A 22,638-nucleotide genomic window follows, 5' to 3' on the forward strand; every position below is an offset into this window, starting at 1 on the left:
GATCATGAGCGACGTTTCGGGCCCGCTGGCTGTCGTCATCGGCGGATCGGTGGGCGGGCTTTTCACGGCGACCGCACTGCGTGCGGCCGGATGGCGCGTGAAGGTATTCGAGCAATCGCCGAACGACCTGGACAGCCGCGGCGGCGGCATCGTGCTGCAGCCGCCGATCGAGCGCGCGTTCGCGTTCGGCCGCGTGCCCGTGCCGCGCGATGCGGGCGTCGATTCGATCGACCGGATCTACGTCGACGAACACGACCGGATCGTCCAACGCTACCCCATGCCGCAAACGCAGACCGCGTGGAACGTGATCTACACGGCCCTTAAGCGCGCGCTGCCCGCCGGCATCGTGCATGCCGGCGTGTCGTTCGATCGGTTCGCGCAGGAAGGCGACCGCGTGACGGCGCATTTCACGGACGGCCGCATCGAGCAGGCCGACCTGCTGGTCGGCGCAGACGGCGGCCGCTCGAACGTTCGCGCACAACTGCTTCCCGAAGCACGGCCCGCGTATGCCGGTTATGTCGCGTGGCGCGGGCTTGTCGACGAGCATTTGCTTCCCGATACGGTGCTGCAGGTGCTGCGCGAGCGCTTCACGTTTCAACAAGGCGACGCGCATCTGTTCCTGACCTATCTGGTGCCCGGGCGCGACGGCGCGATCGAACCGGGCAAACGGCGCGTGAACTGGGTCTGGTACCGGCGGCTCGCGCAGGATCGCCTGCCGTCCCTGTTCCTGGCGCGGGACGGCACGCAGCGTGACGGCTCGCTGCCGCCCGACGCGATGCGGGACGACAACCGGCTCGAACTCGTGGAGGCCGGCCGCCGGATGCTTGCGCCGACGCTCGCCGCCCTCGTCGATGCGACGCGCGCGCCGTTCGCCCAGGCGATCCTGGATCTCGCGGTCGAGCGCATGGCGTTCGGCCGCGTGGTGTTGCTCGGCGACGCAGCCTGCCTCGTGCGGCCGCATACGGCAGCCGGCGTCGCGAAAGCGGCGGAGAATGCGGTCGGTCTGCCGAGGCGCTGCGCGGCGCCGTGCGCGGGAGCGCATTCGACGCTGCGTTGTCGCGCTGGCAGGCCGCTCAGCTCGCGACCAACGCGTCGCTGTCCGAACTCGGCATCTCGCTCGGCACCCGGATCATGGGGAGCGCGTGACCGGAGCGCCGTGACTGCACCGGCGGCCGCGAACGGCAGGCGCATGTCAAAAGCGATGTGCGATGCCGACGGCGTCCACGAACTGCTGGTGCGAAGCCGACGGCGTCATCCCGTTGATCGATGCAACCGCGGACTGCCCGAGCGAATCGGTACCTGACGCACGCTGATAGACCGCGATCATGTAGACATCCGTGCGCTTCGACAGCGCATAGTGCACGCCGGCGTTAACCTGGTTGTAATGCGCACCGATCGCATCGGGCCCGCGTGCGAGCGTGTACGAATACGAGGCGCCGAGCGACACGGCAGCGTCGATCCGGTAGCTGCCGTTGAGCTCGACCGTATTGAAGCTAGCGCTGCCGGCATAGCCACGCGGATTGGGTCCCGCGTCCGAGCCCAGCCCGACGAAGCGCGTATTCGTATAGGCCGCGCCGATCGTCGCGTTGCCGAGCGCATAGCTCGCACCGGCGCCGATCGTCTCCTCACGGCTCGCCGACGCGTAACCGGCCATGACGGGATTGCGCTCCGGTGCCGTCGCCGAGCCGAACGAACCGATATTGTTCACGGCGCTTCCGCCGCCGTTCGGCTGTCCGCCCCACATCGACACGTTCGGCGCGGACGCATTGAGATAGCCGACGCCAATACGCAACGGACCGCCCACGTAGCCCGCTCCGGCCGCAACGACCTGGTTCCGGCCCACGTGACCCGCGACACCGCCGAACCCATACATCGCACCGGCCGACCACCCGTGCCAGACGGGCGTCGCGATCTTTACCGTATTGTTCTGTCTCACGGTCAGGCCCAGATTGTCGATGTCGTCCGGATGGGCGGTAACGAAGCCGCCCCACTGGGATACCGTCGTGAGCGGCGCGAGATAGTCGACCACCGGCGAATATTGACGGCCGAGCGTGACGCTGCCGAGCCGCTCGTTTGACACACCGACGAACGACTGGCGCCCAAACAGTGCACCGCCCTGTCCGAGCGAGCCATTCGCGACACTGAATCCATTCTCCAGCGTGAAAATCGCAAACGTTCCGGCACCCAGGTCTTCCCGCCCGCGAATGCCGAATCTGCTGCCAACGTATGCCGACGTCGTTGCGTCCTGAAGCGACACCTGCCGCTCGCCGCGAAGCGCCCCCGCCACTCTGCCAGACTGCGCATTGCTGACGAATACCACGTCGGGGTCGACGATCCCGTACAACGTCACACCGCTCTGGGCCAACGCGCCGCATGCCCATCCAAGCGGCAAGGCGGCCGCGACTATCCGCATCTTTCTCTCGATCGACATATCTCCTCTCTCGTTTGACTGGAAAATCCAACAGAACCGTCCGGCGCAACTGAATTCGAGTGAGTGCGCTCGGTAATCTATATGTAGTTCGAACGATAATTTTCAGTCGGATGGCGCCAGGATTTTTTTGAAACATCCATGGACAGCCCACCTCTGCCAACCTCAAAACAGCCGACCGTGGCCTGTTTCCCTTGATGCATGAATATCCGCGAGACTTCCACCATCGCGCTGGTTCACCCGTGACCGCGAAGCGGTACGTGACCGATAGCTTCGAAACGGGAACATGGCGTCGACCGCCAACCTTAATTATCGTTTGATAAATTATAGCCGGCAGGCCATGCCCCAGGTGCGGATGCCGAGCCAGTGTTTACCCTTCCGCGTTTATTTAACGACGGGTGGGCACGCGCTCTGCGGAGCTTGGCCGGGTCTGGTCTGAAGAAATGTCTACGGAGAAACTTTCTGGCGTGGAAGCGTCCCGGGGACGATGAATCGCGCGCAAAAGAGCATCAGTGCTCATCTGCCCGGTTCAAGAAAAACCGGATGTCGACCGTCTTCCAGATGCCTTCCGTGTTGAACGGGTCGTCGTGTACGAGGCGCCGTACTGCCTCGATATCGTCCGCTTCGTAGAGAAACAGGCTCCCGCCTACCGAGCCGTCCGGATCGATGAGCGGCCCCGCAATCCGCGCCTTCAACGGTGAAGCGAGCAACCGCGCCTTATGCGCTGCAAAGTGGATTTGGCGCCGCTCCGCCATATCCGGGTGATCGAGGCAGTAAACGATGAAAAGCATGTTATCTCCTTGGGGAAGGCGAACCACCGGAGTGGCCGCCGGCACAGGGTGCATGACGACGCGCGGCGCTCACGGACACGCAATCGGCCGATCGGGCTGCGTCGCTCGCGATGGCTTGTCGATATGACCGACGCGTAATACTCCTGAATACCATTCGGACGGCATTCTCGACCCGAGAACGGGTCGATGGCGATCACGAGCATGAACCGGGGCGCCCTGCCGGATGGAAAGCATCGACGCAATCAGCGTCCGTAGCGCAGCAGGAAGTCCCTCAGCTTCGGATTGACATCGTCAGCGTGAGTCAAATTCGGCGTATGTCCGGCACCGGCCACACTCACCATCCCTTTGGAGTTCGGCAGCCTTTCGACAAGCGCCTCGCCGCAACGGAGCGGGATGGCTGCATCGGCATCGCCATGGAATACGATCGACGCATGCGTGACCTCGCCGAGCCGCGACGTAATGTCGTCGCGCGACGTCAGCGCATCGACCGGGTATTCGAAATGCTCACGCGGCATGTTCAGCCACTTGTCGAGCCACGCCGACGCGGGATAATCTGCACCGAGCAAGAACGCGGCAAGGTGCGCAGCAACGTTGGCCGCACCGTTGCGCGCCCACTCCGCCTTGAGTTCCTCGAACGAAGCGGTTACCACTGCGTCGTCGAGATCGCTTCGCGTCGCGATAAGCGCGAGCGCGCGGAACCTGGCGGGCTCGAGCAGCGCGGCGCGCATCGACACGAAGCCGCCCTGCGACATCCCTACCAGCGACGCCGACGCAATTTCAAGGTGATCGAGCAGCGCGATCAGATCGCGTGCCGAATCCCAGTAGCTGAACGCCTGATTGACCGGCCCCGTCGAACCGAAGCCGCGCTGATCCCAGACCACACAACGGAACGTGTCGTTCAGCGCGTCGATGTTCGGGCGAAACATTTCGCTATCCATCATGAATCCGTGACTGAAAACGATCGCCCGCGCGTCCTGCGGACCGGACTCCTCATAGGCAAAACGAATACCCTCGCGTTCAAACCATGCCTTCATCCTCAGCCTCTCTTCAACTCGCATTCATTCGGGCTGCGCCGTGCAGCCTGCTCTTGCCAAACTCTATCGTGCGAGCGGCCAGAGCGATGATCGATTGAAGCGACGACTTACCGGATCGTCCGGATTTTTGATGCGATATGCATCGAGCATCGTGCAAGCCATGCATGCGATCTTTCCCGGATTGACGGGCTGTTGCGCATTTGATTAAGTACACGGCTTATGCGGACGTTCAAGCGACGTCTCTTTATTGCGACGGCACGCCAACCGCGGCGATATCGGAGAAGGTTGACATGGTGCTAGCAGCAATGGAATCAGAAAAGCCGGTCTGGATTCTGCAGGGGGAATTCGGCCGGGCCACGGTAAACTTCATCAGCCGGCCGCTTGTCGCTCACGCGCACTCGCAGTACCAGTTCCTGTTCAAGCTCGGCGGCAGCAACTGTGACTTCAGGATGGGTGCTGAGGATTGCACACTGAGCGCCGACTCCGCCATCTGCCTGAACCCATGGGTCGAGCACGCAAAATGCGCGAACAAGGACACACCGTCGTTGATCCTGTCGCTCGTGATCGAACCACCTTGGCTGCGCAAACAGCTCGGCCTGGCCGACGGTAGCCCGGCCGACATCTTCCCGCGCAGGCTTGTCGTCGTCACGCCGGAAGTGCAGCATCACGTCGACCGCCTGGCGGCCGCCATCACGAATCATCTCGTTGCGCAGGACGCGGGCTGCCTGCCGATCCTCGAGGATCTCGTCACGGCGCTCGGGCGCGACTTTGCCGATCCGGAGCTGACGACGCGCATCGCGCCGTCGACACGCCCGGTAGACTTCAGAATCCGCAAGGCGCTCGACTTCATCAAGCGCACGCCGTCCGCGAACGCGACGGTCACGCAGGTCGCCGCCGAGGTTGGGCTGTCGAGGTCGCGTTTTTTCGAGCAGTTCCGGCGCTGCATGGGCATCTCGCCGCAGCACTATATCGACTGGGTCCGGATGTCGCACGCGATCCGGCTGCTCGCGGAGAGTAGCCGGCCGCTCGCCGACATCGCGGACGAGCTCGGCTTCGAGGAGCATAGCCACTTCACTCGCTTCTTTGCGCAGCACATGGGTGTGCCGCCGAGTGATTTTCGGCGGCATTCAGTCACGCTCGATCTCGCGCGATTCGACTGACCGGCGCGGTCGGTCCGCCGCATGCGCGCGAATACGCGCATGCGGCGCAGGTCAGGCCAACAGGTCCGACGGATCGGCGACCACCGGATTTCCCAGCACGCCCAGTCCGTCGATCTCGATTTCAACCCAGTCGCCCGGACGCATGTGCACGAGACCCGGCGTCGGAAACGGTCCGTACTGCCGCGACAGGTCATTCCCTTCGATGTCGTCCGGCGCCGGCTTCAGCGCGCCCGGCGTGCCCATCGCGATCAGGTCGCCGGGTCGCAACCGATAGCCGCGGCTCAGATAGCTGACCGTGCGCGCAACGTTGACCAGCATGTCGTCGAGCGGCGCACGCTGTCGGACAATGCCGTTGATTCGCGTGAGCACCGTGCGCTTCGACGGATCGCCGAACTCGTCCGATGTCATCAGCCATGGGCCGTAAGACCCCGAAGCTTCGAAACATTTGCCGAGGCCGAATTGACGGTTGTGCACCTGGTATTCGCGCACCGAACCCTCATTCAGGCAGGTGTAGCCCGCGACGTGTTCCAGTGCGCGCTCGACGGGGATGTAGCGTCCTGGCTTGCCGATGATCACACCGAGCTCGCCCTCATAGTCGAATGCACGCGCAACGGCTTCCGGCGGTGCGACGATCGGCTCACCCGCGCCGACGTACGACGCGGCCGTGCGCAAGAACAGATGCGGATAGTCGGGATTCGTTTGCAAGCCTGTCTCGGCGATGTGGCTCTTGAAGTTCAGTGCGAGTGCCCACATCGCGTTCGGCCGGTCGAGGAACGGCTTCAGCGTCACGGACGAGACCAGTCGATTGCCGGTCTTGCCGGCCGCTGACGCACGCAGGCGCTCGAGCCCGTCGTCCATCGCGAGGATATCGATCAGGCTCGCGGGCAGATCCGGTGCAATTTCCGCAACGGGGACGAAATGCGTATCGCTGGTGATGACGCCGAGCGCTTTATCGCCCACGTCCGAGTAAGCAATGATTTTCATGATTGAGCGTGATTCCGCAAGTTTCCAGGAAGACGTGTCGAGAATGATTCAGTGCCCGGCCGGCGCGCCACCTATCGCCGATTCGCGACTGGCAGCGCGGCGGCCGATGATCGTCAGCAAGCCGAGCGCAGCGATCGCGGCGATCGCCGGCACAACAGCGACGAGTATGATGTTGCGCGGGTCCCAACCTGTCGCGAGAAGCGCCCCGCCGATCGCAGGGCCGACGAATGAACCGATCCGCCCGATTGCATGACCCCAGCCGACTCCGGTCGCGCGGATGCCCGGCGGATAAAACGCGACCGCAAGCGCCGTCTGGCCCATGATCCCGTTGACGAGCCCCGCACCGATCACGCCGATCGACAACAGCACGGCCGGCGGCGACAACGTGGCCTGGCTCAGCACCGCGATGCCGGCAATCACGCAGACGATCCCCACCGCCAGCGCCGACTTCACGCGCAACCTCCCGGTAACCGTCATCGCGGTGACCGCAGCCGTCATCAGCAGGTTGCCGCTCAATCCGCCGACACTGAACGCGGCCATGCCGGCCGGTGCTCGATCGAGTGAAAAGCCGAACGAGAGAAGCATGGTCGGGAGCCAGAACAGCAGTGCGTAGACGTCCATGAAGATCAGGAACGAGAACAGCCACAGCACGCCGGTATAGCCTGCTCGGCCGTCCGCGAACAGCGCGCGCACCGGACTCGCCACCTGCCGTTCCGGATTCTGCGCACCTGTTGCCGTAGATGCGACCGCGGGCAGGATGCGGAAGAACGCAGGCGCGACCGCAAACGGCAAGATGCCGCCGACCAGGAACACCGACTGCCAGCCGAAACGGTGCATCAACGGGCCGCCGATCAGCCCGCCGATCACGGCGCCGACCGACATGCCGGTCGTCACCAGCACCGACGCGGCGACCTTGTGCTTCGCGCCGATGATCGCCGCCGAGGCGGTGATCGCGATCGGCAGCGCCGCCCCCAGCCCGATTGCCGCGAGGACACGCATCACCGACAGTAGCGCGACGCTGCTCGCATGCATCGTGAGCAGTGTGCAGCCGCCGAACAGTGCGACGCTTGCCAGCCCGACCGCGCGATGTCCGAAGCGATTGGCGAGCGAGCCCGTGATGATGAAGCCGATCGCCGCGCCGACATTCGTCGCGACGAATACCGGTGTGAAAGCGGCCGGCGCGAGATGCCAGTCCCGAGCCAGCGTCGGAACGACGAACGAGATCGACGTCGTGTTGAAGCCGTCGAGAACGACGACGAGAAAGCAAACGAGCAGTGCGATTGCTCGGCTCACTCCGCCGACCTCCGACGTGCCGGTGTCGACCGCGGTCTTTTGATCATTCAGTTTCACTACGCAACCTCCTGTGGCACGCGCGATCCGGTTCGCCGTGAAGCACGGACCTGGATCGTGCGGCCGCTCGTTCCAAAGCCGTCGAGAACGTGCGCTTACGCGCGCGTGTAATCCGACAGGCGCCGCAACATCTCGGCGGAGAAAATGTTCTTCGGCACCATGCAGTGCACACCCTTCGGCGGTTCCGTCTTGTAGACGGTACCGGTCTGGTGCGCATACTGCGTGATTCGGAAGCTCCCGGCGACGCTCAGGATGCCGTAGCAATCGACCGCTGCAATGCCGGTGGCCGCGGACATCCAGCCGATCGTTTGACGAATGCACGCGACGAGCGCGTCGTCGAGGCTGTCGGCGAACCCGAAGCCGATCCAGTGCTCCGGCGTCTCGGCGATCGGACCGTTCAGCGATGATCGTTTATGGAGAAGGAACTGGATCCGCATCTCCTCGAACGCGGATTCGATCGACGTCTGATCGACGTTTCCCTCGCCCGACGCCCCCATCGAGCCGCCGGTCCATACGCGCGCCCGGGCGACCTGTACGGGCAGAAACACCGAAGTTCCGACGCCGAGCACGGCGCAGTCGAGATTGCCGCCGTAACTGCCGGCGAAGTTCGCGCTCGTCACACGGTCGCCAGGCGGCTGGGTGCCGAGATAGGCCTGGAACGGCTTCAGGGGAATCTGCACGCCCGGTACGTAAGATGCGTAGGTACGCGCGTCATCGAACTTCAGGTAACGAAGGTACGGACCGAAATCGCCCGGCAATGCACCGACGCCCGGTGGCGCGGAATTCCAGCCCCAGTCGATCGGCTGCATCTTCAACATGCGGCATTCGACGACATCGCCGGGTTCGGCGCCTTCGATCTCGACGGGCCCGATCAACGAAAATGCGCCGTTCGGATATTTCTTGCGGATAGGCTCGCGCTCCTTGAATCCCATCCCGTATTTCGCCTCGTTGCCCCAGTTCGTCCACGTGCCGTCGTACCAGACCGTGTCGCCGGACCGGATCGAAACCGCTGCCTTGGCGTCCGGTGTCATTTGACCGACCTGCACCGTTTCCCACGACGGCGCGAGCTTCACCGTTTTGCCGCCCGGCAGCACACGCATCGTCGATGCGCGCGGCTTCGGGGCTGCCGTTTTCGTTTGCGCGCGCGCCACGCCCGCGAGGCTCGCAGCGATCACGCTGAAGCCGAGCTTCAGCATGGTGCGGCGGCATTGCGCCGTCCCTTCGATCGTCACCGCACCGCTCGTCTCCATGTCGCTTGCCGTAGTGCCGGCAGTGTGTTCCATTTCCATGTTGTGTGTCATACGTCTTCCAGACTTGGTTTTAAAGACAATGCGCGTTCAACGCGCGGACTGAGCCCCGAGCCCGGCTATCGCCTTCAGGACCACCTGATCGTCGGTCTCGGATGGTGCGCCGGCGGCGCCGATCGCGCCGAGCAGATGGCCGTTCATAAAGACGGGAAACGTGCCGCGGCCGGGCAGGAACGGCGCGTAATAGCCGGCGCCGGACATGTTGCTGTACTCGGACGGATCGTCGCGGTAGCGATGTTCGAGCGTTACGCCGGACTGGCCACCGAGCGCGACCGACGCGAATGCCTTGCCGCGTGCGAAGTCGATGCTCGAGAAGGACGCGCCGTCCATCCGCGCCGCGGCCAGCAGATGACCGCCGGGGTCGACGACAGCGAAGCCCATCGCCAGGTGCCGTGCGTTCGCCTCGACGACTGCGAGCGAGAGCAGTTCCTGCGTCTGCGCGTAGCTCAGAACGTAAGTCGGCAGCGCTGCATTGCCGCGTGTGTCGTCGGCGAACGAGGTGTGTATCCCGCCGGCGAATCCGATCCCGACAATTACCCACTGCAACAGCCACCGAACCCGTAACCTGACTTTCACTTCCATCTCCCGATTCCGCTTCACCCTGTACGCACGAGTCCCAGCGTACGTCCGGTCGAGCCGCGCAACCTGACCATCCAGCCTCGTGATTTACCTTCGCGTCCGATAATTCAAATTCACGCAGCAGCGGATGAGCGATGCTCAAAAAAAGCCGCGGGAGGCCTCTTCCCGCGGAAAACCACCACACTGGAGTCGTTATTCCGTCGCGAACACCGCGACACCTGTTCCCGGGAACTGCGCGGAGGACCCGGCACCGTACGGAACGAAAACGTGATGCGACGCGCCATCGACTGCGACCGAATGCGAGAACTTGCCGGTCGGAACGATCGCGACGAGGTTGCGAGTGCTGGCGTCGATGATCCCGAGAGAGGAATCGAACTTCGCATCCTTTGCGCCAACCCGCGATACGTTGTCCGTCGAGTGGTGGCCGCCGGCGAGGAAGTAGCGGTTCGAAACCGGGTCGTAGACCACCTCGTCGGCACCGCCGAACGGCACTTGCGCGAGCGGCGTACCGTTCGTCCGGTCGATGATCAACGTCGTCTGCTTGCCGCCTTCATCGGGATCGCAGCCGATCAGCGCATCGTTGCCCGGTCCGAGCGCGATGCCGCTCGGGCTTCCGCAGCCCTTCAGCTTCAGCGCGGCCTGAATGATCGGCTTGCCTTCGAGCACCGACTTCACCGGAATCAGATCGACCTCGCCCTTGGGGTTGGCTTTCGTCCCGTCGTTGTTCAGCACGAAGTTGTCGTTCTTCGGGTCGAACTCGCACGCCTCGAGCCCGGTCGAATCCGCGAGCGGCATCTTCGCGATCACCGAATGCGTGTCGGTATTGATGAAGGTCACGAACGGGGGCTGCTCGGCGCCGCTCGAGAACATCGCGACATGGTGCTTCGGGTCGAGACAGCCTTCGTCCGCGCGAATGCCGGACGAGCTGACCTCGATGCGCTTGACGAGCTGCTTCGCAGCGACGTCGATCACCTTCACCGAGTTCACGTCGCCGACGTACACCTGCGACGTGCCGGGAATCGGCAGCACGCCCGACGGTCCCGACTTGTCGTGCGTCGGACCGATGCCGGCAAAGTCGGCCTTGATCCGGTCGCGCAGCGTCATCGTCTTTGCATCGAATACGTCGAGCGTCCCGTTCGCTCCATCAGCGAGGTAATAGGTGCCATCCAACGCTGCGCTGATATCGAAGCCGAACGGCTTTTCGCTCGTGACCGGAATGGTCGCAAGCAACTTCGGGCCGCCACCCGCGGCGTCGGCGCCCCACGCGACAGCGGCAGCCGCCGTCAGGCTCATCATCGCGAATGCGCAATAGATTCGTTTCATTTTCAACTCCTCCTGGTATTTATCGATTGCCCCGGTACGACCCGGGACATAGCCCCTTGCGGCCCGCCGACACCCTGTCGGCAGCACGGCGCGCAATGCGGTCAGAACGTGTGTGCGAGGCCGATCCGGATGTCCGCCTGATGGCCGGTCGGCGCCGGCGCAAAGCTTGCGCCGATCACCGCATCCACTCCCGCCGATGCCTTCAGGTAATCGGACGACAGGTAGACCGTCGTGCGCTTCGACAGCGAATACAACGCCGCGGCCGTTACCTGGTTCCACGCGTGCGCTTCAAAGCTTGTGTGCTGATAGCCGCCGACGAGCTGGAACGCGGGCGTCACCTGCCACGTTGCACCGCCCTCGTAAACATTCATGACCGACTTCGCGTCCTGGAACTTCAGGACCGTATTGGTGTAGTCCGCGTACAGCGTGACGTCGCCGATCGCATACGACCCGCCGACGCCGAGCGTGCCGAGCGAGCGGATCTGGAAGGACGGTGCGGTGTCGGTGACGCTGTCGCCCGACCCGGTCGCCACCGAAAGCCCGAAGAACGAATGCACCCCGATCTGCGCGTACGGATCGATCGTCGGCGTTGCGACAAACGTGTACATGGTCGCGAGCGTCAACGGCCCGTTCGTGTACTGCAAGCCAGCGCTCCAGCCGCTGCCGTCGTGGAAGCTGCCGGGAGTATTGCTGAACCCGTACATCGCGCCGAACTGGAATCCGCCCCACGTCGGGCTCATGTACTTGATCGAGTTCGACAGCCGGTCGTTGTTCGTACGGTCGAAGTCGCCGAGGTGAATCGCATAACCGCTGCCGGCCGAACTGACGTTGAGCGGCGCCAGGAATTCGGCAGTGAAGTCGAACTGCTTGCCCAGCGTGATCATCCCGTAGGGCGTCTGTACGCCGACATACGCCTGTTGCCCGAACAACGTGTTGGGCTGATTCAGCTGCCCGTTGTTCAGGTTGTACAGCGACGACAGCTTGAATATCGCCCGGTTACCGCCGCCCAGGTCTTCCGCGCCCGACATGATCCAGAGGTTCGGGAACAACACGCCGCTGTCCATCTTGAAGTTGTGATGCCCGCCTTCGTTCGTCACGTAAGTCAGGCCGTTGTCGATCTTCCCGGAGAGCGTGATGCTGCTCTGCGCGAAAGTCGATCCGCTCAACGCGACGCCGATCAGTGCCGCGATCGCTGTTTTCTTTATCTCCACCACTGTCTACCCCTCCATTTCAGTCTTTTGATACCGGATGCGTACGAATGGAATGTCTTATTTAATCTGTATAACTAATTATTGCCAGGGTCATTTCAAAAGCCAAAGGTTACGGAAGCCGATCTGATTTACCGCCTGAACCGGATCGTGCGATGCCGATCACCTGAAGCTCATGTTAAGGACACTTCGGTCGGGAACCGTCGCCGAAGAGTCCCGTCGCTTGTCAAATCGTCTCTTTGTTTTCGTCGGGCAGGCCTTGCTTCGGGGCCGTCAGCCGACCTTCTCGGCATGCCGACGACCGAGCGCGTCGGTGAGCACCGCCACCAGGAGCACCACGCCGACGACAAGCGGCTGCAGGCTTGCATCGAGATTCAGCAGGTTCATCCCGTCGATGACGAGCGCCAGCGTCAGGCAGCCAAGCAGCGTGCCGAGCAAGGTGCCGGTTCCGCCGAAAAGCGAAGCACCGCCGATCAGGATTGCCGCGATCGCGGGCAGCAGAATCGGATCGCCCATCGCCGAATCCGCCGCATTCACGCGCGCGAGATAAACCACGGCGGCAATCCCGGCCATCAGGCCGCTGATCGTGTAGACCGCAATTCGCCGTCGGCGCACCGGTATCCCGGACAGGCGCGCGACCTCCGGATTGGCCCCGATCGCATAGATCTCACGACCGATGTTGAGGCGCGCGGTGATGATCGAACCGACGATCAGCACGAGCAACATCATGTAGACGGGGATCGGCACGCCCCACCAGAACCCGGTGCCGAGGGCGCGAAAGCCGGCCGGGAAGCCGAAGATCTCGTTTCCGCCCATGTAGTGAAAAGCGATGCCCTGCACGACCCAGAGCATCCCGTAGGTCGCGAGGAACGGCGGCAGCCGTAGCAGCGTAACCGCCAGGCCGTTCAGAAGCCCGATCAACGCCCCGCACGACATCGACACTGCAACCGCCAGCCACGGCGAGACGCCGGCTTTCATCGCGCCGGCTGCCAGACACGCCGAAAGGGTGAGATTCGCGGCAATGGACAAATCGAACCCGCCGGACAGGATCACGATCGTGAGGCCCGACGCCAGCAGGAACATCAGGCTGGCCTGCCGCAGCACGTTCAGCAGGTTGCCGGACGTTGCGAAGCTGTCGGACGCGAACGCGAGCACGAAGGCAATGACGCAGACAAATACGGCGCGACCGATCAGCGCATTCGCATCGTCGGAAAGCCGGCTGCGGCGCTCAAGGCCCATGACACGTGCCACCGCAAACGGAGATTGATTCCGGGTATTCATGCTTGCACTCCTGCGACGCGAGATTTCCGGACACTATCGATGACGACGACCGCGAGAACCAGCAAACCGATCGTCACCACCTGCAGCGACGATTCGATTCCAACCAGGTTGAGTGCATTGCGAAGCACGCCGATCGTCAACACGCCGATCGCCGTGCCGGGCAACCACCCTTCGCCGCGCTCGAACGACGTGCCGCCGAGAACGACTGCCGCGATTGCGTCGAACTCCATGCCGATCGCGGCATTCGGCTCTGCCGCGTTCATACGTCCGACGAGCAGCAGCGAAGCCAGGCCCGCGAACAGACCGGCCATCACGTAGATCGCGACGTGATAGAACCGGGTGCGGACACCCGCCAGCGTGAGGGCGTCGCGGTTGCCGCCGATCGCGAACACGTAAGTGCCGAACCGGGTGTGATAGAGAAGCAGATGCGTGACGGCGTATGCCGCGAGCGCGCAGGCAATCGGGAATGGAATACCGAGTACCGACGACGCGTAAAGCGCGCCGATGGCAGGATTCGCGACGACCACCGCGTTGCCGTCGGTCATCACGAGCGCAACACCGTGCGCGACGCCGAGCGTGCCAAGCGTCACGACGAACGGCGGCAGGCCCAATCGCGCGACGAGCGTGCCGTTCAGCAAGCCGATCGCGATACCGACTGCCGCGGCCGCGCCAAGCGCGGCACCGATGCCGGTGCCTGCGCCGAGCGACTGCGCGAATACGATGCCGCAGAGGCTCAGCAACGCGCCGACCGACAAGTCCAGCCCCTCGCTCAAAATCACCAGGGTCATCGGCATCGCGATCATCACGAGGATCGTGATCTGGAGACCGATGTCGACCAGATTCGCGCGCGACGCGAAACCCTGTACGCCGAGCGCCGCTGCCCCCACCAACGCGACACTTGCCCACACGATCGAAGGCAACGGCCGTTTGCGCCGCGCCGCCGGATTCCTGCCGTTACGTTTCGTTTCAACCGACATCGTCAACCTCCGTGCATTGCCAGACCCAGAATGCTTTCTTCGCTCAACTGTTCCCGCTGCAGCTCGCCTGAAATCGCGCCGCCGCGCATCACATATGCGCGGTCGCAAACATGCACGATCTCCGACAGCTCCGAGCTGATCAGCAGGACGGCCGCGCCCTCCTCGACAAGCCTCTCGATCAGGTTGAAGATCTCGGTCTTCGCGCCGATATCGATCCCGCGCGTCGGCTCGTCAAAGATGTACAGGCGACACTCGGCACGGAGCCACTTGCCGATCACGATCTTCTGCTGGTTGCCTCCGCTCAGGTTGCGTACGCGTTTCGCCGGATCTCCCGGTGCGATCCGCAGCATGTCGATCAGGTCGCGCGTCGCGCGCCTTGCGCGGGCCGGCTGATACCAGCCTTTCGGGAACAGGTGCCACAGGCTCGAAACGAGCAGGTTTTCGTGCACCGAGCGGCGCAGTGCGAGACCTTCCTGCTTGCGATTTTCCGGAATCAGGCCGACGCCGCGTTTGACGACCTCGTGCGGGCCGCCCGGCACCGATTTGCCGAAGATCTCGATGCGCCCGCCCTGGATCGGGTCGGCGCCCATCACCGCGCGCGCGACCTCCGTCCTCCCGGCGCCGACCAGGCCCGACAATCCGACGATCTCCCCGCACCGCACCTGCAGGTCGACCCCGTTCACGCCGGTCGACGTCGTCAGGTCGCGCACGTCGAGCGCAATCTCGCCGGATGGGCCGAAATAGCGGCGCTGATAGACAGCGCCGACCTTGCGCCCGACCATCAGCGCAATCAACTGATCGGGGGTGGCATCGCCGGCCGGCATCGAGGTGACAAGATGGCCGTCACGCAGGACGGTCACGCGATCGCCGAGATCGAACACCTCCTTCATCCGATGCGAGATGTAGACGATCGCAACGCCAGCGTCGCGCAGGCGATGCACGACCGTGAACAGTGCGTCGGCTTCCCGGTCGGAGATAGCCGCGGTCGGCTCGTCCATCACGAGCACGCGCGCGTCGTGCGACAGCGCCTTCGCGATTTCGACCATCTGCTGCTGCGCAACGCCAAGGTCCGCCGCATGGGTTCGCGTGTCGTACGCTAGCCCGAGCTGCATCAACACGGCGGCGGCATCCGAATGCATGCGCCGGTGATCGACGAGGCCGAAGCGGTTGCGAGGCTCGCGGCCGAGATAGATGTTCTGCGCGATCGACAGATGCGGCACGAGCGAGAACTCCTGGAAAATCACCGCAATACCCAGACGCTTCGCATCGGCGGGCGATTCGATCACGACCGGCATGCCGTCGTATCGGATCTCGCCGCTATCGGCGCGGTAAGCGCCGAACAACACCTTCATCAGCGACGATTTCCCGGCGCCGTTCTCGCCGAGCAGCATGTGCACTTCGCCCGGATAGAGCGTGAGGTCGACGTCGGTCAGCGCAGCCACGCCAGGAAAACGCTTGCAGATCTTGCATAGTTCGAGACGCGGAACGCGCTCGTTCGAGGTTTCCATGTTCATCTCCATGGTGCTGTTCGGCGGACAGCCGCGCGTCATGCGACCGCCGGGGCGCCGCACCGCGATACGGCCCGCCCGGCCGCCCGCGTCACTTGCTGGCCACGTCGTTCCACGCCGGGCACTGACGCTGATCGCCCGGTAGCTCGAACGGTGCGTAGTTCGTCTTGTCGATCACGATGCCCTTGATGAGCACCGTATCGGGCACGGGCTCCTTCCGCAGCGTGCGGACCGCGGCCATCGTCGCGATGCAACCCATCTTGAAACCGTTGAATTCGGCGGTCGCAAGCAAGCGCCCTTCCTTGATCGCCTTGATCGATTCAGGCACGCCGCCGATGCCGACGACCTTCACCTGCTTCTGGCCCGCAGCCTCGAGGGCTTCGATCGCGCCCATCGCCATGACGTCGGCGGCCGCCAGCACGCCGTCGATCTTCGGATTCGACTGGATCAGGTTCTCCATCACCTGCAGCGCCTGCAGCCGCTGATAGTTCGCCGGCTGCGACGCAAGCAGGTGAATGTTCGGGAATTCCTGAAGGGCCTTCTTGAACCCGCGTTCGCGCTCGTCACTTGTCGTCGAGCCTTTCACGCCTTCGAGGATCACGACATTGCCCTTGCCGCCGAGACTCTTGAACAGGTATCGCGCGACGTCGAGACCGAGGTTGTAGTCGTCCGCGACGACGACCGAAGAGAACTTTCCACCCGCCACGCGATCGTTGTAGTTGACGACCGGAATGCCGATCGCGTTGATCTTCTGGATCGCGGGTACGACGCCGTGCGGATTCACACCCATGAACAGCACGGCGCTCGGCTTCTTCACGCCAACGTCCTCCAGCTCGCTCAGTTGCTCGCCGAGATCATTCGGGCGCGTCGGTGCGTAGTGGGTGACCGACACGCCGAGCAGCTTCGCCTCGGCATCGACGCCAGCGTGAACGAGCGCGAAATGCGGATCGACCTGGTTCTTGTAGAAGGCGGCGATCGTCTCGCTTGCCGCAAGCGCGTTCGCACCATGGAAGATGCCGATCGCCGCCGCGCACACGGCGACGATGCACGTCGCGGTCCGCCTGCGCTCCAGCTGCCGTTCAGGTTTATGGTTCGTATCCATCCACTGACTCCTGTCCATCGTTCACATTGGCCATGTCGCTTTCCGCCATGGCATCCCGGGCAACACCGTGCAACCGTTTGCATAAATCGTGATAAAAAAACATGTAACGAATCGGCGTCACATGTCACCCCTTTTCAATCAACCCTCATAATTTTCCGAGATTTTGTCTGCCTGACCGCCAATGGCTTCCCCCGCTTCGGACGGCTGTATCGTTCGTACGGCTTGTTTCATGCAAACGTGTGCATATCCTACCCAAGCGAATTTCCCTGTCAATGAGGTTTAGTGCTGAAAACATTAGGGTTTTACCTGCAACATTGATCGCAACCCATTGCATCGATACAATCAAATCCCTATTCATCAGCAGGTTCCATGAGCCAATCACCCGAAACGCGCGGCACCGGCCGCGTCACGATTCGCGAAGTCGCCGCGGCGGCGTCCGTCAACGCGTCGACGGTGTCGCGCGTGCTCAATCCGGCCACACGCCACCTGATCGGCGATGAAGTCGTGCGCCGCGTGCTGGCGGTGGCCAAATCGCTCGGCTATCGGCAGAACCGGCTTGCATCTGCGCTGCGCGGCGGGCAATCGAAAGTGATCGGCGTGTGCCTGCCCGACATCTCGAACCCGGTGTTTCCGCCGATGGTCTGCGGGATCGAGGAGGAGCTCGCGGCCGAAGGCTACGGCGTGCTAATCGCGAACATCGTCGGCAAGCCCAAGAATCAGGAGCGGATGCTCGAGCAGATGCTCGAGCGTCAGGTAGACGGCCTGATCCTCGCGACCGCCGCGCGGCACGACCCGCTCGTGCGGCGCTGCATCCTCGACGGGGTGCCAGTCGTCCTCGTCAATCGCGGCGAGGACGGCGGCCACGTACCCGAAGTCGTCAACGACGATTTCCTCTCGATGCGGCTCGCGGTCGAGCATCTGGTCGGACTCGGGCATACGCGCATTGCACATCTGTCCGGGCCTGAACGGCTCGCGACCGGCCTGTCGCGGCTGCAGGGCTTCCAGATCGCCACCCAGCAGCACAATCTCGCGGCAAACGTGATCGTGGAAGCAACCGAGTTCACACGCGAGGCCGGACGCCTCGCATGCGCGCAACTGCTCGACACGCATCGCAGCGTGACGGCCATCATCGCGGCGAACGATTTGATCGCGCTCGGCTGCTATGACGTGTTTGCGGAGCGGCGGATCGTGTGCCCGCAGGACATCTCGCTGATCGGACACAACGATATGCCGCTGCTCGATATGCTGAATCCGTCGCTAACCACACTGCGAATCCAGCATCGCGAGATGGGCCGGCAGGCCGCACGCCTGCTGCTCGGCATGATCACGACGCCGGGCAACGCGCCACTGCGCATCACGCTGGCACCCGAGCTGGTGGTGCGCGGGTCGACCGGTGCACCTCGGTCGGCCAGCCGCCGGGCGCGTTCGGGCTGACGCGTCGACCTGATCCGCCGGCGCGGCTGTTCGACTTTCGCGGGCGGCGCCGCCCGCGCCTCCATTTAGCTGCGCGGAGGGCGATCAAACGGCATCGCGAGCAGGATCCTGGCAGGACGATCCGACCGGTTGCGCAGCGAACGCCGCTCGCCGGGCGCAAGGCGGCATGAATCGAACGGATGCAATTCGACTTCGATGCCGTCCGCGTCCACGCATACTTGCCCCTCCAGTACGACGTAATGCTTCTCGACGCCGGATCCCTCCATCGTCGTGTGCCCGCCCGCGTCGATCGTCGACACGCCAAGCCAAAGCGATTCGGCCGGGCCCGCCTCTCGTCCCTGCAAACGCACGCATTGCATCCCGAAGTGATTCGGAGGGAAGTACTCGGGTGCATCGCGAAAGCGCGTGACGTTCATGGCTTGAGCAACACGCGGTTCGCGGTGCCCTGAAAAACCGCTCGATACGCGTGCGCGGCGTCCGCAAGCTCGAATACGTAGTCGGCGTCAACCGGGAACGGCTTCAGCACGCCCTGCTCGAACGACGGCGACAACGCGTCGAGGATGCCGGCGCAGTGCGACGTACTGAGGGCGAGCGAGTCAATCCCGACGTAGGTGTGCTGCCCGCGATAGAACGCGAAGATGTCGAACGGCACCGCGCGCTCGATCGTCGAGATGAGGATGTGCGTGCCGCGCACGGCCATCGCGCGATTCGCACGCTCGAAGTAGGGGCTCCCGACCGTGTTATAGACGATGTTTGCGCCACGGCCGGCCGTCATCTCGAGCACGAGCTCGTCGAATGGCTCGGCAGAGGCGTTGATCATCGTCACATCGCCGGTAGCGTGCCCGATGTACGACGACTCGTCGCGCACGACACCGATCACCTCCGCCCCCGCCATGGTCGCCAGCTGGACGGTCGCTTGTCCGACTTTTCCATTGGCACCCAGGACGAGCACGACGTCGCCGCGCCGCACGCCGCCGGCGCGGTGCAAGCCCTCGAAAGCGGTAACGAACGGCACGCCGATCGACCCGGCCTCGTCCATCGTCAGGTTTTCAGGTTTCTCGCGCACGCTGTGCGCCGGCACGACGAGATAGCTGGCGTGGGTCCCGTCGCGGCGGATCCCGAGCTCACCGCTGCTACCCCAGACCGCCTTGCCGATCAGGTCCGGCGGACCACCGATCACGCGCCCCGCATAATCTCGACCCGGCGTGCGCGGCCATACCGCGTGCGGCATGAAGCCGAGCACAGCCTTCACATCGCTCGGATTGACGCCCGCGCTCTCGATCTTGATCAGGCAGTCGGTCGTATCGATCTTCGGGACAGGCTGCGTGTCGATGCTCAGTGCAAGAGCGCTGATATCGGCGCTCTTTTGCTGGACGCGAATGCATTTCATGCTTGATTTCTTCCTGAAAAATGCGGATTCGGACGCATGGCCTGGCGACCATCGGCCACCGCGCGTCAATGCATGACGCTAATTGTCGTTTGCTTGGTTGCGCTCAAGATGCGAGGCCGAGACACGCGCGCGCGTCGCGGCTCGTCGCGATCTCGCCGCCTAGCAGCGTGACGATTTCGCGTGCCCGCGCGACGAGCGCCGCATTGCTCTCGGCAAGCACACCTTTCTCGATATAGATGTTGTCCTCGAGGCCAACACGCACGTGTCCGCCCGCGAGCCACGCCTGCGCGACGATCGGGAACTCAAAACGCCCGATCCCGAAAGCGGACCATATCGCCCCTGGCGGCAACAGGCCGCGCGCATAGAGCAGCGTTTCCGGCGATGCGCCGAAGCCGTATTTGACGCCGCTGACGAACGTCCAGAGTCCGGGGCCGTCGAGTACGCCGCTCGCAATGAGGTCTCGCGCCAGATGAATATCGCCGGAGTCGAATATCTCGAGCTCAGGCTTGACGCCGGCCTGGCGTATCACCTCGGCCATCCGCGTGACGTTCTTCGGGGTGTTGACGACGACTTCGTTTCCCGAATTCATCGTGTTCAGGTCAAGGCTGCAGATGTCGGGTTTAAGCGCAAGAATGTGCTCCACGCGTTTTTCAGGTGGCAGAAGCGTGGTGCCCGGCGCAGCAACCCTGGGGTCGTCGTCGCTCGGAATAAAGCGCCCACCGGGACCGGTCGTCAGATTGATGATCAACTCGCGATCGACCGCGCGAATCCGGTCGATGACGTCGCGATAGAGATCGACGTCCATCGCGGGTCTGCCCGTGGCCGGATCACGGACGTGGATGTGCACAACGGCAGCGCCGGCCTGCGCCGCTTCGAGCGAAGCATTCGCGATCTGCTCAGGCGTGATCGGCAGGCCCGGATGCTGATCGGGCCGCGTGATGTTGCCCGTGACAGCGCACGTAATAATGGTCTTGCGAGCATGCATCGAAAGGTCTCCAGACAATCAATTCAGCCGGCGGCCACCATCGACGACGATCGTTGCGCCGGTACTGAACGTCAGCGTCGTCGCGCAGGCGACGATGGCGGCAGCGACATCGTCCGGCGCGCCGATCCGGCGTAGCGGCGTCGTCGCGGCGGCCTTCTCGTTGAAATCGTCGCCGCGCCCGGGGACGAACTGCGTATCCACGACACCGGGAGACACGTTCACGACGCGAATGCGCGGCGCAAGTGCACGGCCGAGCGACAGCGCCATCACGTCGATTCCCGCCTTTGCGGCGCAGTACGCGACGTTGCTGCCATTGCCGGTCGTGCCCGCGATCGACGACACGTTGACAACGAGCCCGTCGCCCGATTCGTCGAGCAGCGCACGAAATGCCCGGATCGCCGCGAACTGGCCGCGCCAGTTGACTTTCATGATCTCGTCGATCAGGTCGTCCGTCAGCGCGTCGATGTCCGCATGCCGAACCGGCTTCGTGAAGCCCGCGGCGTTCACCAGGATGTCCGCTCGTCCGTAACGCGCGCGCACGGTGTCGGCGAGCGTGGCAAGCGTTGCGCTGTCGGTGATCGTCGCGACTGCGGCCGAGTGCCCGTCGCCACGCAGTTTGTCGGCGATGCGCTGCGTTGCATCCAGGTCGCTTCGCCCGACGACGACGACGCGCGCGCCCGCTTCAGCAAAACCCGTTGCAGTCGCGACGCCTATCCCGCCGGTGCCGCCGAGAATGACAGCGACTTTATCGTTCAGATTGGGTGACACTGTCCCCTCCTGTTCAGTCGATGGGCGGCGTCGGGTACGTCGGCGTACCGTCAGCCACGACGAAGTCGAAATCGAGCGTGTAATAAACCTCGCCGGTTTCCGCGTGCGGCCCCGTCTGCGGGTCATGGCGTTCGAAATTGCCGACGAGACGACGATTCACGCCGAATACGACGTCCGAGTCGAGATGTTCCGAATCATCGGCAAACACCTGCGACACCAGCGTCGCATGGCCTTCGGCGACGATCACGAAGTGGATGTGTGCGGGGCGATACGGATGACGGTCCTGCGCGTCGAGCAGCGTGCCGACGGGGCCATCGGTGGGCACCGGATAACCGGCGGGACGCACGGTACGAAAGTTGAACCGCCCTTGCGCATCGGTATGAAAGCGGCCGCGCAGATTACGGTCGGGCTGGTTCGGGTCCTGGTTCTCGTAGAGACCGACGGGCGACGCTTGCCAGACATCGACCGCCGCGTTCCCGATCGGCCGGCCCGACACGTCGAGCACACGGCCGCGCATGAAAAGAGGCGAACCAGGCGACTCCGGGCTGGCGATCGATTGGCCGTCTCCGTAGACCGGCGAACCGCCGCGGTAGAACGGCCCGAGCAACGCGCCCGGCGTTCGCCCGGTCGAGTCGGAATTGTTCAGCAATGCGACGAGTGTCGAAAAGCCCAGGACGTCGGACAGAAGCACGACCTCGTTGTGCCGTTCGTTGCATGCGTGTCCTGCGGCACGGACAAACGCGAGTCCGCGCTCAAACTCCTCGTCCGTCAGCTTCACCTGCTTCAGGAACGCGTGCCCGTGATCGACCAATGCATTGACGATCTCCTTCAGGCGAGCGTCCCGGGTTCCCACCATCGCCGCCTTGACGATCGCGGTAACGGACGCGGGATCGTCGGTAATCGCACTTGCAACTGCAACTGCCTGTTCCGTCATGATTTTCTCCATGCAACCGTTTGCATACATTGATGCAATAGTACTCGCCGGCCTGCTCCTATGGATAGAGCGTTAACCCTGAATTATGCGAAATC

20 protein-coding genes and 1 pseudogene are annotated in these 22,638 nt (G+C 63.6%); 3 read left to right on the forward strand and 18 right to left on the reverse strand.

Features of this window, described 5'->3' with window-relative positions:
- Window positions 1–4 precede the first annotated feature (4 nt).
- A pseudogene (locus tag CUJ89_RS36275) lies at window positions 5–1,146 on the forward strand (FAD binding domain-containing protein).
- Window positions 1,147–1,192: 46 nt separating this feature from the next.
- On the opposite strand, the gene CUJ89_RS36280 reads toward CUJ89_RS36275, so the two are convergent.
- The 3 genes from CUJ89_RS36280 to CUJ89_RS36290 all read right to left on the reverse strand — a co-directional run bounded on the left by CUJ89_RS36280 (window position 1,193) and on the right by CUJ89_RS36290 (window position 4,277).
- Window positions 1,193–2,431 (reverse strand): porin, encoded by a 1,239-nt coding sequence (locus CUJ89_RS36280; RefSeq protein ID WP_114182231.1) that lies wholly within the window; start codon window positions 2,429–2,431, stop codon window positions 1,193–1,195.
- A 506-nt stretch (window positions 2,432–2,937) separates the two neighbouring features.
- Window positions 2,938–3,219: a YciI family protein gene (locus CUJ89_RS36285; protein WP_114182232.1), complete on the reverse strand. Its 282-nt coding sequence runs from the start codon at window positions 3,217–3,219 to the stop codon at window positions 2,938–2,940.
- A gap of 242 nt (window positions 3,220–3,461) precedes the next feature.
- Entirely contained in the window at window positions 3,462–4,277 is an 816-nt protein-coding gene (locus CUJ89_RS36290; protein ID WP_114182233.1) for an alpha/beta fold hydrolase, read from the reverse strand.
- Between the two features lie 266 nt (window positions 4,278–4,543).
- Between CUJ89_RS36290 and CUJ89_RS36295 the strand changes: the two genes are divergently transcribed.
- Entirely contained in the window at window positions 4,544–5,413 is an 870-nt protein-coding gene (locus CUJ89_RS36295; protein WP_201752434.1) for a helix-turn-helix domain-containing protein, read from the forward strand.
- 51 nt (window positions 5,414–5,464) lie between these two features.
- Here the strand turns inward: CUJ89_RS36295 and CUJ89_RS36300 are convergent, their stop codons facing one another.
- From CUJ89_RS36300 to CUJ89_RS36345, 10 genes are all read right to left on the reverse strand, one after another.
- Complete coding sequence (locus tag CUJ89_RS36300) at window positions 5,465–6,397, reverse strand: fumarylacetoacetate hydrolase family protein (RefSeq protein ID WP_114182235.1); 933 nt, start codon at window positions 6,395–6,397, stop codon at window positions 5,465–5,467.
- 48 nt (window positions 6,398–6,445) lie between these two features.
- On the reverse strand, window positions 6,446–7,747 hold the full coding sequence (locus CUJ89_RS36305) for an MFS transporter (RefSeq protein ID WP_161556592.1): 1,302 nt from the start codon (window positions 7,745–7,747) through the stop codon (window positions 6,446–6,448).
- Window positions 7,748–7,842: 95 nt separating this feature from the next.
- Window positions 7,843–9,036, reverse strand: coding sequence for an acetamidase/formamidase family protein (locus tag CUJ89_RS36310; protein WP_236655107.1), 1,194 nt, complete (start codon window positions 9,034–9,036; stop codon window positions 7,843–7,845).
- A gap of 48 nt (window positions 9,037–9,084) precedes the next feature.
- Window positions 9,085–9,636, reverse strand: coding sequence for a GlcG/HbpS family heme-binding protein (locus CUJ89_RS36315; protein ID WP_114182238.1), 552 nt, complete (start codon window positions 9,634–9,636; stop codon window positions 9,085–9,087).
- A gap of 189 nt (window positions 9,637–9,825) precedes the next feature.
- Complete coding sequence (locus CUJ89_RS36320) at window positions 9,826–10,956, reverse strand: YncE family protein (RefSeq protein ID WP_114182239.1); 1,131 nt, start codon at window positions 10,954–10,956, stop codon at window positions 9,826–9,828.
- A 101-nt stretch (window positions 10,957–11,057) separates the two neighbouring features.
- Window positions 11,058–12,167 carry a porin gene (locus tag CUJ89_RS36325; RefSeq protein WP_321970391.1) on the reverse strand — a complete coding sequence of 370 codons (1,110 nt, stop codon included), beginning with the start codon at window positions 12,165–12,167 and terminating at the stop codon, window positions 11,058–11,060.
- 270 nt (window positions 12,168–12,437) lie between these two features.
- Window positions 12,438–13,445, reverse strand: coding sequence for an ABC transporter permease (locus tag CUJ89_RS36330; RefSeq protein WP_236655108.1), 1,008 nt, complete (start codon window positions 13,443–13,445; stop codon window positions 12,438–12,440).
- Window positions 13,442–14,422: an ABC transporter permease gene (locus tag CUJ89_RS36335; RefSeq protein ID WP_114182241.1), complete on the reverse strand. Its 981-nt coding sequence runs from the start codon at window positions 14,420–14,422 to the stop codon at window positions 13,442–13,444. Before CUJ89_RS36335 ends, CUJ89_RS36330 begins: the two co-directional genes overlap by 4 nt.
- A 2-nt stretch (window positions 14,423–14,424) precedes the next feature.
- On the reverse strand, window positions 14,425–15,930 hold the full coding sequence (locus tag CUJ89_RS36340) for a sugar ABC transporter ATP-binding protein (RefSeq protein WP_201752435.1): 1,506 nt from the start codon (window positions 15,928–15,930) through the stop codon (window positions 14,425–14,427).
- 91 nt (window positions 15,931–16,021) lie between these two features.
- Window positions 16,022–17,032, reverse strand: a complete 1,011-nt coding sequence (locus CUJ89_RS36345) for a sugar ABC transporter substrate-binding protein (RefSeq protein WP_114182242.1) — start codon at window positions 17,030–17,032, stop codon at window positions 16,022–16,024.
- Window positions 17,033–17,401: 369 nt separating this feature from the next.
- On the opposite strand from CUJ89_RS36345, the gene CUJ89_RS36350 reads away from it, so the two are divergent.
- Window positions 17,402–18,466, forward strand: coding sequence for a LacI family DNA-binding transcriptional regulator (locus CUJ89_RS36350; RefSeq protein WP_114182243.1), 1,065 nt, complete (start codon window positions 17,402–17,404; stop codon window positions 18,464–18,466).
- A gap of 65 nt (window positions 18,467–18,531) precedes the next feature.
- Here the strand turns inward: CUJ89_RS36350 and CUJ89_RS36355 are convergent, their stop codons facing one another.
- From CUJ89_RS36355 to CUJ89_RS36375, 5 genes are all read right to left on the reverse strand, one after another.
- Window positions 18,532–18,882, reverse strand: coding sequence for a cupin domain-containing protein (locus CUJ89_RS36355; protein ID WP_114182244.1), 351 nt, complete (start codon window positions 18,880–18,882; stop codon window positions 18,532–18,534).
- Window positions 18,879–19,856 (reverse strand): quinone oxidoreductase family protein, encoded by a 978-nt coding sequence (locus CUJ89_RS36360; protein WP_114182245.1) that lies wholly within the window; start codon window positions 19,854–19,856, stop codon window positions 18,879–18,881. The genes CUJ89_RS36355 and CUJ89_RS36360 overlap by 4 nt, the downstream gene beginning before the upstream one ends.
- Window positions 19,857–19,959: 103 nt before the next feature.
- The gene (locus CUJ89_RS36365) at window positions 19,960–20,841 is read right to left on the reverse strand and encodes a 3-keto-5-aminohexanoate cleavage protein (RefSeq protein ID WP_114182246.1); all 882 of its coding nucleotides are present in this window, start codon (window positions 20,839–20,841) and stop codon (window positions 19,960–19,962) included.
- An 18-nt stretch (window positions 20,842–20,859) separates the two neighbouring features.
- Complete coding sequence (locus tag CUJ89_RS36370; protein ID WP_236655109.1) at window positions 20,860–21,609, reverse strand: SDR family NAD(P)-dependent oxidoreductase; 750 nt, start codon at window positions 21,607–21,609, stop codon at window positions 20,860–20,862.
- Between the two features lie 13 nt (window positions 21,610–21,622).
- Window positions 21,623–22,543 (reverse strand): dioxygenase, encoded by a 921-nt coding sequence (locus tag CUJ89_RS36375; protein WP_236655110.1) that lies wholly within the window; start codon window positions 22,541–22,543, stop codon window positions 21,623–21,625.
- Between the last annotated feature and the right edge of the window lie 95 nt (window positions 22,544–22,638).

This window comes from Burkholderia pyrrocinia, assembly GCF_003330765.1.
In the GTDB taxonomy this organism is placed as follows: Bacteria; Pseudomonadota; Gammaproteobacteria; order Burkholderiales; family Burkholderiaceae; genus Burkholderia; species Burkholderia pyrrocinia_B.